General features: G+C 64.5%; 13 protein-coding genes. 7 read left to right on the top strand and 6 right to left on the bottom strand.

The window, feature by feature from the left end; genetic code table 11:
• Window positions 1-122: 122 nt before the first annotated feature.
• Genes secY through map form a run of 3 tightly spaced genes read left to right on the top strand, consistent with a single transcriptional unit; the run spans window position 123 to window position 2,811 of the window.
• Entirely contained in the window at window positions 123-1,445 is a 1,323-nt protein-coding gene (secY, locus tag QX204_RS02305) for a preprotein translocase subunit SecY (protein WP_301904956.1), read from the top strand.
• Complete coding sequence (locus QX204_RS02310) at window positions 1,442-1,987, top strand: adenylate kinase (RefSeq protein WP_056818371.1); 546 nt, start codon at window positions 1,442-1,444, stop codon at window positions 1,985-1,987. The genes secY and QX204_RS02310 overlap by 4 nt, the downstream gene beginning before the upstream one ends.
• Window positions 1,988-2,013: 26 nt before the next feature.
• Window positions 2,014-2,811 (top strand): type I methionyl aminopeptidase, encoded by a 798-nt coding sequence (gene map, locus QX204_RS02315; protein ID WP_301904957.1) that lies wholly within the window; start codon window positions 2,014-2,016, stop codon window positions 2,809-2,811.
• Between the two features lie 12 nt (window positions 2,812-2,823).
• Here map and dtd read toward each other — a convergent pair whose 3' ends face one another.
• Window positions 2,824-3,267, bottom strand: coding sequence for a D-aminoacyl-tRNA deacylase (dtd, locus tag QX204_RS02320; RefSeq protein ID WP_301908230.1), 444 nt, complete (start codon window positions 3,265-3,267; stop codon window positions 2,824-2,826).
• Between the two features lie 146 nt (window positions 3,268-3,413).
• On the opposite strand from dtd, the gene QX204_RS02325 reads away from it, so the two are divergent.
• The gene (locus tag QX204_RS02325; RefSeq protein WP_301904958.1) at window positions 3,414-3,626 is read left to right on the top strand and encodes a hypothetical protein; all 213 of its coding nucleotides are present in this window, start codon (window positions 3,414-3,416) and stop codon (window positions 3,624-3,626) included.
• 52 nt (window positions 3,627-3,678) lie between these two features.
• On the opposite strand, the gene QX204_RS02330 is transcribed toward QX204_RS02325, so the two are convergent.
• Window positions 3,679-5,178, bottom strand: a complete 1,500-nt coding sequence (locus QX204_RS02330; RefSeq protein ID WP_301904959.1) for a hypothetical protein — start codon at window positions 5,176-5,178, stop codon at window positions 3,679-3,681.
• A 256-nt stretch (window positions 5,179-5,434) separates the two neighbouring features.
• Here QX204_RS02330 and QX204_RS02335 point away from each other — a divergent pair, with 256 nt between their 5' ends.
• The 3 genes from QX204_RS02335 (at window position 5,435) to QX204_RS02345 (ending at window position 8,535) form a co-directional block, all read left to right on the top strand.
• Window positions 5,435-7,342: a hypothetical protein gene (locus QX204_RS02335; protein ID WP_301904960.1), complete on the top strand. Its 1,908-nt coding sequence runs from the start codon at window positions 5,435-5,437 to the stop codon at window positions 7,340-7,342.
• A complete protein-coding gene (locus tag QX204_RS02340) occupies window positions 7,339-8,139 on the top strand; it encodes an ESX secretion-associated protein EspG (RefSeq protein WP_301904961.1) in 801 nt (266 codons plus the stop codon). Before QX204_RS02335 ends, QX204_RS02340 begins: the two co-directional genes overlap by 4 nt.
• A 75-nt stretch (window positions 8,140-8,214) precedes the next feature.
• Window positions 8,215-8,535, top strand: a complete 321-nt coding sequence (locus tag QX204_RS02345) for a WXG100 family type VII secretion target (RefSeq protein WP_301904962.1) — start codon at window positions 8,215-8,217, stop codon at window positions 8,533-8,535.
• A gap of 12 nt (window positions 8,536-8,547) precedes the next feature.
• Here QX204_RS02345 and QX204_RS02350 read toward each other — a convergent pair whose 3' ends face one another.
• From QX204_RS02350 to QX204_RS02365, 4 genes are read right to left on the bottom strand one after another with little or no spacing between them, the layout of a single operon-like run.
• Window positions 8,548-8,994: a TY-Chap domain-containing protein gene (locus QX204_RS02350; RefSeq protein WP_301904963.1), complete on the bottom strand. Its 447-nt coding sequence runs from the start codon at window positions 8,992-8,994 to the stop codon at window positions 8,548-8,550.
• Window positions 8,991-9,458 carry a DUF6301 family protein gene (locus QX204_RS02355; RefSeq protein WP_301904964.1) on the bottom strand — a complete coding sequence of 156 codons (468 nt, stop codon included), beginning with the start codon at window positions 9,456-9,458 and terminating at the stop codon, window positions 8,991-8,993. Before QX204_RS02355 ends, QX204_RS02350 begins: the two co-directional genes overlap by 4 nt.
• A 14-nt stretch (window positions 9,459-9,472) precedes the next feature.
• A complete protein-coding gene (locus QX204_RS02360) occupies window positions 9,473-10,642 on the bottom strand; it encodes a toxin-antitoxin system YwqK family antitoxin (RefSeq protein WP_301904965.1) in 1,170 nt (389 codons plus the stop codon).
• Between the two features lie 28 nt (window positions 10,643-10,670).
• The gene (locus tag QX204_RS02365; RefSeq protein ID WP_301904966.1) at window positions 10,671-11,054 is read right to left on the bottom strand and encodes a hypothetical protein; all 384 of its coding nucleotides are present in this window, start codon (window positions 11,052-11,054) and stop codon (window positions 10,671-10,673) included.
• Window positions 11,055-11,262 lie beyond the last annotated feature (208 nt).

The raw sequence follows: 11,262 nt of genomic DNA on the forward strand, positions 1-11,262 counted from the left end.
TGGCAAACTCGTCCGGTGTCACTGTTAGAGTTCAGTCGTTGGCTGCCAACACTTGTCATGGGCTGACGTTTCCGTAAAACCGATGTCGCATGGCATGACCATGTCGTTCGCCAGGAGGATCTGTGCTTTCCGCCTTCGTATCGGCCTTCCGGACTCCGGACTTACGGCGGAAGATTCTCTTCACGCTGGGGTTGATCGCGCTGTACCGGTTGGGTGCCGCGCTGCCGTCCCCCGGCGTCGACTACCGCGCGGTCCAGGACTGCGTGAAGCTGGTCTCCGGCGGTGAATCCGCCGGTATCTACCAGCTCATCAACCTCTTCTCCGGCGGCGCGCTACTGCAGCTGTCGGTGTTCGCGATCGGCATCATGCCGTACATCACCGCGAGCATCATCATCCAGCTGCTGACCGTCGTCATCCCGCGGTTCGAGGAACTGCGCAAGGAAGGCCAATCCGGCCAGACCAAGATGACGCAGTACACCAGGTACCTGTCGGTCGCGTTGGCGATCCTGCAGGCCACCGGCCTCGTCGCGCTCGCCGCGCGGGGTCAGCTACTGCAGGGCTGCCAGCAGGAAATCCTCGCCGACACCAGCATTTTCGGCATGATCATCATCGTGCTGGTGATGACCGCCGGCGCCTCGCTGGTCATGTGGTTCGGCGAGCAGATCACCGAGCGCGGTGTCGGTAACGGCATGTCGCTGCTCATCTTCGCCGGTATCGCGGCGCGTATCCCGCTCGACGGCAAGTCGATCCTGGATACCCGCGGTGGTCTGGTGTTCGGTCTCGTGTGTGCCGCCGTCTTGGCGATCATCGTGGCCGTGATCTTCGTCGAGCAGGGTCAGCGCCGGATTCCGGTGCAGTACGCCAAGCGCGTCGTCGGTCGCAAGATGTACGGCGGTTCATCGACGTACCTGCCGTTGAAGGTCAACCAGGCCGGTGTCATCCCGGTGATCTTCGCGTCCTCACTGCTGTACCTGCCGAACTTGATCGCGCAGCTGACCGGATCGAGCACGGCGACGGAGCCGAGCTGGTGGCAGGAGATCATCCAGAAATACCTGGTGAACCCGTCCAACCCGGTCTACATCGCGATCTACTTCGGGCTGATCGTGTTCTTCACCTACTTCTACGTCGCGATCACCTTCAACCCGGAGGAACGCGCGGACGAGATGAAGAAGTTCGGTGGCTTCATCCCGGGTTACCGGCCCGGTAAGCCGACCGCTGACTATCTGAACTACGTCCTGAGCCGCATCACCCTGCCCGGCTCGATTTACCTCGGTCTGGTCGCAGTGCTCCCGAACCTGTTCCTCGATATGGGCAATTCGGGTGCGGTCGCGAACCTGCCGTTCGGCGGTACCGCGGTGCTCATCATGGTCAGCGTGGGTCTCGACACGGTCAAGCAGATCGAGAGCCAGCTGATGAATCGAAATTACGAAGGGTTCCTCAAGTGAGAGTTGTTCTGCTCGGTCCGCCGGGTGCCGGCAAAGGTACTCAGGCCGTCCTGCTGTCGGAGAAGCTGGGCGTTCCGCACATCTCCACCGGAGACCTCTTCCGCGCGAATATCAGCCAGCAGACCGCCCTCGGGCGTGAGGCACAGAAGTACATGGACGCGGGCGACCTGGTCCCCAGCGACGTCACCAACCGCATGGTCGAGGCCCGCGTCGGCGAGCCCGATGCCGCGAACGGTTTCGTGCTCGACGGTTACCCCCGCACGGTCGACCAGGCCGACGCGTTGAAGAAGATCCTCGAGCACAACGGCACCACGCTCGACGCCGTGCTGTGCTTCGTGGTCGCCGAGGACACTGTGGTCGAGCGCATGCTCGCCCGTGGGCGCGCCGACGACACCGAGGACGTCATCCGCAACCGGCTGCGGGTCTACCGTGAGGAGACCGAGCCGTTGCTCGAGCACTACGACGGTCTGGTCGTGACCGTCGACGGCATCGGCGAAGTCGATGAGGTCAACGGCCGGGCGCTCGCGGCGCTCGGTCAGTAATCAGCGGATCGGAGTACTGAGGCCGGATGGTCTTCACCCGTAAGAAGAAGGTCGTGCCGTTCCGTTCGGCGGGCGAGCTGGATGCCATGCAGGCAGCCGGCGCGATCGTCGGCGCGACGCTGGTCGCCGTTCGCGCGGCGGCCAAGCCCGGCGTTTCGACGCTGGAGCTCGACGAGGTCGCCGAGGCGACGATCCGCGACGCGGGCGCCGTCCCGTCGTTCAAGGGTTACCACGGCTTCCCCGGCTCGATCTGTTCTTCGGTCAACGACCGTGTGGTCCACGGGATCCCCTCGGCGAGTGAGATTCTCACCGAGGGTGATCTCGTGTCCATCGACTGCGGCGCCATCCTCGACGGCTGGCACGGCGACTCGGCGTGGACGTTCGGCATCGGCAACATCATCGAGGCCGATCAGCTGCTGAGCGAGGCCACCAGGCTTTCGATGGAGACCGGCATCGCGGCGATGCTGCCGGGCAACCGTCTCACCGATGTCTCGCACGCCATCGAGCTGGGCACGCGCGCGGCCGAGCAGGCGCACGGTCGTCAGTACGGCATCGTCGACGGTTACGGTGGCCACGCCATCGGCCGCGAGATGCACATGGACCCGTTCCTGCCCAACGAAGGCGCGCCCGGCAAGGGCCCGCGCCTGGTGGTCGGTTCGGTGTTGGCGATCGAGCCGATGCTGACTCTCGGTACCACCGACACCAAGACTCTCGATGACGAGTGGACCGTGGTCACCACCGACGGTTCGCGTGCCGCACACTGGGAGCACAGCGTCGCGGTGACCGAGGACGGGCCGCGCATTCTCACCCTGCGCCCGGAGTAGTCTCCGACGACGTCAGCCTTCGAGCAGAACGGTGATCGGGCCGTCGTTGGTGAGTTCGATCTGCATGTGGGCGCCGAATTTTCCGGTGGCGACGGTGGCGCCCAGTTCACGAAGTGTCTCGGCGAAGGTGTCGACGAGTGGTTCCGCGAGCGAGCCGGGGGCGGCGGCGTTCCAGGAGGGGCGCCGGCCCTTGGCGGTGTTGGCGTAGAGGGTGAACTGGCTGACCACCAGGATGGGGGCGTCCAGGTCGGCGGCGGAGCGTTCACCGTCGAGGATTCGCAGGCGATATGTCTTGTCGGCCAAGGCCTTCGCGTTGGCCGCTGTGTCGGTGTGGGTGGCGCCGACGAGGGCGAGGAGGCCGTGGGGGACACCCGTCGCAGTCGGGTCGATGCGTCCGACGACCTGATCGTCGACGCGCACCTGGGCGCTGGTCACTCGCTGCAGCAGTACTCGCACGACTCCGATCATGCCGGGTGGTCGTACTCCACGGCATTCCGGGGCGGCATATCGATTCCAGCGGCGTGAGATATTCGGATCGAGAGTTGTAATTCCTTGTGGTGCAGGAATTTGCGCTATTCATCGGGTGGGATAGTTTTGCATTCATGACGGAAGATCAAGTGCAGCAACGTAAGAATCTATTCATGGGGGGTTTTGCCGCACTGGGGGGCGTTGGCCTTTTCATTCTCTTGTTCTCGGCGTTCGGCGTGGAGCCGAGCGGATTGACCGGTGCGATCACCACGGGTCTGCTGGTGGCGGCGGCGGGCTGTTTCGGCAGCGCTGCCAGGATCAAGCGGGACGCGCGACGCGACTCCTGACATGACGAAGCCGCTGTCTCCCGGTGGGAGGCAGCGGCTTTCGTTGTGACCGTCAGTCCTTGCCGAAGAAGAGAATATTCGGGCCGTAGTCGGTGAGCGGGGCCTTCTCCGCGGCCTGGCGAATGCCGGCGCCGGGGAGTTCGGTGACCTTGGCGAACATCTCGGCGTTACCGAAGGCCGCTCTGACCTGGGTTTCCGAGGCGTAGTCGGCGCCGTAGTCGGCCAGGGTCGCGAAATCCAGTGGGGCCAGCGGGGCGTCGAGGGGCGCCTGACCGGAGGGTCTGCCGAGGGCCGCGTACTGGGTGGCGATGCCGTTGTCGTAGAGGCACAGTTCGTACGAGATCTTCTCGATGGTGGCGACGGTGAGGACCGGCCATTTCCTCGAGAGGGCAACGGCGAGTGGATGTTTGCCGAGTGCGCCGATCTCCCAGTTGAGGCTCTTCACCGAAATCCAGCTGCCCGAGGACTTCTCGACGAGCACCACGTCGGCGCCGAGGTCGGTGTCGAGATTGGTCTTGGGTTCCTTGACGCCCCAGTGCTTGTCGTGCACACCCGCGAATCGTCCGGCATCGACAGGCTCGGCTTTGTCCTCGGCGTACGCGGCGACGATGGCGGCGCGGACCTGGTCGAGCGCGTCCGGCGCCGAGCACCGCACGGCGATCGCACCGTAGGTCGCCGAGATCTCCACCGGCCGCGAGGGCGGCTCCGGCATCGCCCCTGCCGCGAGGGGCTTGAGGCCCACGAGCGCCAACCGCCAGTTGATCTCGTCGATCGTGGCCAGGTCGCCGCCCGACTGGTACAGAATCTGCTGCTGAGTCAGCCGCCCCGCGCGTTCCAGGGTCGGCGCGCCCAGCTTGATCAGGGCCTGGGTGGTCTTGACCGTGAGATCCAGCTCCTCGACCCGGGTTTCCCGCAATTTCGCGGTACTCGCTGTTGTGGTCACCTCGGAATACAACGCGCGATAGCTCGCGATGGCCTGCTTGCGCGAGCGTCCCACCATCAGCGTGCGCAGCAGGGTGCTCAGGCTCGCCAGATACTTCCCTGGCTGCTCGGACGCGCGCGCGTACATCCCCGCCCGAATCCGCACCGCCGACTCACTCGCCGCCACCGCCGCATCGTGATCGAGCCGCATCAACCACACGCCACATTTGGACAGCCCATCGGCGCACATGGCCGAGACATCGGGATAGTCCTGCGCGACCTGCCGATACGCCGAACAGGCGCTGCGAATGGTGTTGGTCGCGAGCTGCCGATGCCCGACCAACCGCGTCGCCTGCTCGAACAACCGCAACGCATCCTGCAGCGCACCCGCGTACTCGTAGGAGACGTAACCCCCGACGAGCCAGTGCAGCCGGATCGCCACCGCTTCCTGCGCGGGCTCCAACGCCTCCGCCGTGCGATCGCGCCCCGACGGATCGTCGCGGGTGGCGAGCAGGCCCTGGGCGAGTTCGGTGAGTGAACCGGCCAGCTTCAAGTAGTCGTCCGCGTGCTGGCTGCGGGTGTTGGCGCGATTGGCTGCCACGCGCCGTTCGAGGCCGCTCAGGTCGGTCATGAGCAGTTCCATCGCGACGTCAAAGCTGGGCCCTATCGTTCGTTCGTTCATGGCCGTCCTGCGGCCGCTAGCGCTTCGATCGAGTCTGTCACAGATCGGTGTCGGCTGCCGGATCGTTCGCCGGAACCGTCTGTTCATCCGGGATCGGTACCGGTGTTTCCTTGCCGCTGTGCATATTTCGCTTTGCTCACTAGAATGCGATGCGATCGAGTCGACTGCGAGAGTCGGCGGTGGGGTGCTTCGAGGAGCGGTTAGCGTGGGCGATTCTCCCTGGTCAGGACTGGCCAGCAAGGCAAAAGTCAAGGTCGAGACGGGAGCCGCGCTCGAGGCGGCCAAGGCGTGCAGCACGGCTATCGAGGTATTCAAGGGTTGCCAGAACCTGTTCCGCGACCACGACCTCAACAACTATGACGAGTCCAAGCTGGGCGGCAGCCAAGTCGACGCGGGACCGCCCCTGCGGTACAAGTTCATCTCCGAGGCCACCCAGGCCAAGGACCTGCTCGGGCGCTATATCGACTCGCTCGAAGACATGGTCTCCATGTTCAAGGCCGCGGGCGAGTCGTACACCGATACCGATCAGGGCTCTGGCGACAACATCGCCGCGCTCAAGGGTGATCTGAAGAATGTGAATTCCTCGCCCGGCGCCAAGGACCTGAAGGGCGAGGTCTCCCAGGCCGGTGGCTACTACCCGGCCCACTGGGAAGTCGATGTCAAGGTGCGACAGGGCACCGGCATGGAAATCAAGATGGAGAAGCACAACTACGACATCGAGACCGCGAACGTGCCCAAGCACGCGGGCACCGCCACGGCGGAATCGGTCGGCGTGCGGATTCCCGTCCGCGCCGCGGACAATATGTCCTGGCGCGATATGTACGACCTCGGTCAGCGGATCTCGTGGCAGGAGGTGGCCAACGACGCACCGATCTGGGAGGCGATGGCCCATGCCGTGCACGGCGCCGCCTACGACCTCGAGCAGAAGCTCGGTGAGATCACCAGCGACCGGTGGGAGAGCCAGGGCGGCGACGCCGCGTTCGCCGCGATCTCCACCTTCGGTAAGTCGGCGATGACCGCGAGTGATTCCTTCACCATGATGCAGCAGAACCTCGAGTACACCGCGAACTGGTTGTACGCGACCAAGGTGTCCATGCCGATCGACAAAGAAGACAAGTGCGACGACGATTTGCAGGAGAATCGCGATCGGTACCAGCGACACTACGTAGACGGTGTGACGCAGACCGAGAAACTGTTCCCGGCGGTGGCGGAGCCTGCGGCGCCGAAGGGCCCGGTGGCGCCGCCGGAGAACAACAATAACAACAACAATAATAATAATAATAACGGCAACAACAACGGCAATAACAATGCCGGCGGCGGTGGTAATTCCGGTGGCGCCGGAAATTCTGGTGGCAGCGGCAATTCCGGGGGCGGAGGCCAACAGCAGGCGATGTCGCCCGCTGCCCTCGCTGCTCAGCAATCGGCGCAGCAAGCCGCCCAGCAGGCGGCTGCGGAGTTGCAGCAGAACAGCGCCAACGGTTCGCAGCAGGGCGCGACCGGTCAGACGGCGGGTTCGATCGGATCGACTGGATCAACCGGATCGTCGGCGGGGTCGAGCGGTTCGGGCTCGGGCGACATGTCGAGCATCCTGTCTGCGGTGATGTCGGCGGTCACCTCCGCGGTCTCCTCGCTCACCCAGGCGCTGCCGTCGTTGGCCACCGCGCTGCAGCAGGTGTCCGCCGACACCACCGGCACCGGTGCCACGTCGGGCCTGCCCGATTTCACCCAGCTCGGAAACCTGTTCGGGCAGTTCCCCGACCTGACGGAGCTGCTGTCGCAGTCGCCCGAGATCAACCAACTGATCGCGGACAACCCGGCGCTCTCGCCGCTGGCGGAGTTGCTCGGCATCGAGACCGCGACGACTGCCGTCGACGGGGCCGGCGTGCCGGAGGCGGACGCCGAAGCGGCTGTGGACGAAGCCTTCCCGCGTGCCTCGCTGCCCGACTTCTCCAACCTGTCGGGTCTGGACGAGGTCGTCACCCCGCTCACCGGCCTGTTCGCCGAGTCGATGGCGACGGAAGCGCCCGCGCAGGTGATCGAAGCGCCGGTCGAATCCGTGGAAGTCGGTAGCACCGACTCGATCGCACACGCGCGGCCGGAGGCACAGGCGTGACACAGAAGTGGGAACTCACCGACATCGAATTCCGGGTGCTGTGGCAGCGATTCGTCGGAACCGATCTGCCGCGTCCGCTCACCTTCCAGAGCCGGACTCGCCTGCACGAGGAGTACGAGGAGGAGAAATACCAGGTCTGGCAGCGTCTGCAGCACACGGTCGATCCGATGCTTCGTTCGGTCTTCGATGTGCTGGAGCGGCCGGAAGTGTATGTGCGGCTGCGTGGTTGGAACGATCGCGCGCGCGACGACGCCGCGCAGTGGCTCAAGGCCAGGGCCGCACGGGCCGGTGCCAACGGCTATCTGATCTACCAGCTCCCCGGTGAAACCCCCACACACAGTGGTGGTTACACGGTGGTCGACGTCGGTCCCCACGGCCTGGCCGACGCCATCGTCGATCTGATGCCCACCACCGGGGCGGGTACGGGCGGGGTGATCCCACTCGTCACCGACGCGAGTTCCGGCAGCGGCGACGACTACGGGCAGCGGTCCTCGATGTTCTTCGAGGAGGCCGACACCTCGATCGTCGAGCGCAGCACCGAGTTCTTCAACCGTTCCGCCGACCGCACCGGGACCATCAATATCCTTCAGAATCAGTCGATGTTCGGATCACGTGGCATGCATCGCGACATCCTGGTGTGGCGCGATCTTCCCGACGACGGGCGCTATGTCATCGAGCTCCCCAGCGAGAATCCGATCGCCACCCCGATGTCGCGGTCGGACCTGACCGAGAAGGTCAACGTGTCCATCCAGCGCATGATGTCGCGCGTGGAATCACATTGGGAAGCAAGCGCATAGGAGCTGCAGAGGCTGTTGCGTACGCGAAAGAGTTGTGGTGTGCTCAGAGCTACCACTCGTGGAGGGATGAGGGCGATGGGCACCTTCGAATACGATGCCGACGATTTCCGGACAGCGGCCGGAAAATCGCGCAACGTCAGCACGCAACTCACCGGCATCATCAACACGCTGAACAGCTCGCTCAACGGCCGCGGAAACGTCTGGGGCAACGACAAACTCGGTCAGAGCTTCAACGACGGACCCGGCGGCAACGACGGCTACGACTCCTCCTGGACGAACACCAGCGACAACGTCAAGACGATGGCGAAGTCCATGGGCGAGTTCGCCGACGGTCAGACCGAAAGCGCCGACTACATCGACAAGATGGAGAAGGGCAACCGCGACGGCTTGACGTAGCCGCGCGACCGGTCAACTCGCGTCCGGGATGCCGAGGCCCGGCAGATGCAGGTTGCTGTTTCCGGCACGCTCTACCCAGCCCTTGTAAGCGAGCGTCAGCGGGGAACCGATGCCGAAGCCGTCGCGGAGACCGGCGACGGTGATCGCCGCGATACGCCGGTACTGGTCGGTGCCGACCGGTGAGGGGAATTCGGCCCACCAGTTGTCGCAGTGATCCTGGTCGGGTCGGCTCCAGCCTGCTCGGGTGATGGCTCGCCAGCCCGGGTCATCGAGACGCGATGCGGGGTCGAGCCATTCGTCGCCGGTGAGTTCGGCCTCGACCGACCCGCTCGTCTTCCGGAACTGAGCGAAGCGGCGCGAACCAGGCGGTGCGACCTCGCCGATCACCAGGACTGTGGTGTCGGGGGCGGCGGCGAGTTCGTCGGCGAGCCCGCGGGCGAAGTCTGCCCAATCGGTCATAGCAGGCCCTGGTTGTCGAGTTCGAGGTTGCGGTCGTCGGCGGCGAGGCGGGTGTTGGTGACCAGATGTAGCCAGATCGAGGCGGCGGAGAGAATGAGCACGACGGTGGTGTCGGGGCCTGCCCACCGGTATTGCGGGGTCGGCGCCTTGACTCGTCCGGTCGCCTCACCGAGTTCCGTGGTGATCGCTTGGGCAAAATGAGTGAAAGCTGTTTTCAGCTCGGGCTTTTCGGTGGACTCCGCGTAGTCGGTGAGTTGTAGTTCGATGCGGGTGACTTCGCCGTTCTTGGCTTGGATGGTGCCGCTGTCGGGGCCGAATCCGGTGTCGAGCATGATCCGGCGCGGGCGCTGAGAGATGGTTGCCCACCCGAATTGTTCGACGATGGCGGGGGCGTCGTCCATCGACCAGGACCAGTCGAGGGTACGCAGCCTGCCTGCGAGGTCGGCCGCGTCGTCTGCTGGCATCGTTCGCCACGTGGTCATTCGCTTGCCTTCCTAGTTTGGTGCTGTTGGCGTGCTGCGTTTTCGGCTTCGAGTTCGCCCCGTCGAGCGGTGCCGTTGTCCTGGAGTGCGAGGCCCGTCATGGGTGCGGCAAGCGCGCCATCTTCATCCCATTGCCGGTGGAGTAGTAGGCGATGGGATCTGTCGTAGTGGTGTTCTTCGCTGATACGACCATCGGGGCGGTATCGATACCAGGATCCGATCGGGCCGGTGGGGCTGTTGACACCTTCGCGGTGGACTTTCCGGTTGTCGAACTCGGCATAGAGGCCGTTGGGGTAGCCGTCGCGGTAGTCCTGGGTGGTGGTGTCGGCGTTGATTCGTCCGGTAAAGGGTCGGCCATTGTGCCTGAGGGCCCCGGCTTGATCGGTCGTGAGTGCGGGATCGTCGTGATCCAGGTCGGGATGTGCTTCGGCGGGATAGGTCGTGAGCTCGCCGTTGTCGTTCCAGCTTTGTTGGAGCAGGGTTTTCCCGGAGTGGTCGGCGATTGTGCGGTGGTGTGGTGTGCCGTCCTGGTTCCAGGTGATCTGGAGGCCGATGGGGTTTCCTCGGCCGTTGACCCAGGCGTAGTGGCGTGCGCCGTCCCAATGCCAGGCGAGTTCGGGTCCGTCGCGGTAGCCGTCGAGGTGCCATTCGATTTCGACTATGGGGCCATCCGCATAGTTATAGCCGTATCCGACGGCTTGGCCGGTGAATGGTAGGCCGTGATAGGTGTTCAGACCTGCGTGGTACTGGTCATAGACGAGGTCGGGGTCCTTGTGGTTGACGGCGCCCGGGAGAAGAGGTTTGGCGAGGGTGGCGGCGTCGAAGTCTTCGATGAGGACGCCATCCGAGTCCCAGCGTCTACGGTGTCGGAGGTAGCCGCTGGTGTCGTAGTTGTCCTCTTGGACGAGGGCGCCGTCGGGCGACCAATATCGCCAGTCGTCGTACTTGAATCCCCGCCGGTACCAGCCCGAGTACCGTCGTGTTCCGTCTGGGTACCAGGCGGTGCAGCTTTGCTCGCGGTAGCCGTTCTCATAGGAAGTGTTCGCGACTTCGGTGAAGTCGGGCAGGTATTCGACTGTTTCACCGGTGAATGGTTCGCCGCGGTAGTAGACGCGTCCGTCGACGGTGGTCAGTTCGGGGTCATTGGTATCGATGAACAGCGACACGCGACGCTCCTTCCCGCTGGTTCGTTTCTCAGAAATATGACAGGAATGCCGCGTCGAAGTCGGGGTCGCGGGTGTCGAACGTTTGTGGGGCGTAGTCGAAGGAGCGCACTCGCTCGATGAATTCGGTGGGCAACGTGAGGGACTGTTCGGCGAGGTATTTGAGGGAGTCCTCACGCCAGATCCAGACGCCGTCGGAGTAGAGGGAGGGGCCGCCCTCGATATCGACGCCTTCGGTGAACAGATCGGGGGCCTCGCCCATGACGTCGAAGATGGCGCGGACCTTGCGCATGTAGTCCAGGATCCGGTCGCGGTCGGCCTCGACGGTGCCGGTGGGCGCGTCGAATACCGAGGGCAGTTCGTCGTGCCCGCGCTCGTACATCTCGCGGTACATGGCCACCGGCTTCAATTCCATTGTGTGCGTCCCGTTCTCGATTCATGGAGTCTGTGCCCGGTTCCCGCGCACGTCGGCGCGGGGTGCCCGGTCGCGCCTGCCCTTCGGCGCGCCGCCGACCTCGATCCTTCGCCCGCACCGGCTGGTCGTCAAGTCGCCTGCCCGGGGTTCATTCAGGCTGCCTGGCGTTCATACTGTCGTCACCACGGATTCGTCGGTACCTGTCACT

The organism is Nocardia sp. PE-7, assembly GCF_030486425.1.
Lineage (GTDB): Bacteria > Actinomycetota > Actinomycetes > Mycobacteriales > Mycobacteriaceae > Nocardia > Nocardia salmonicida_A.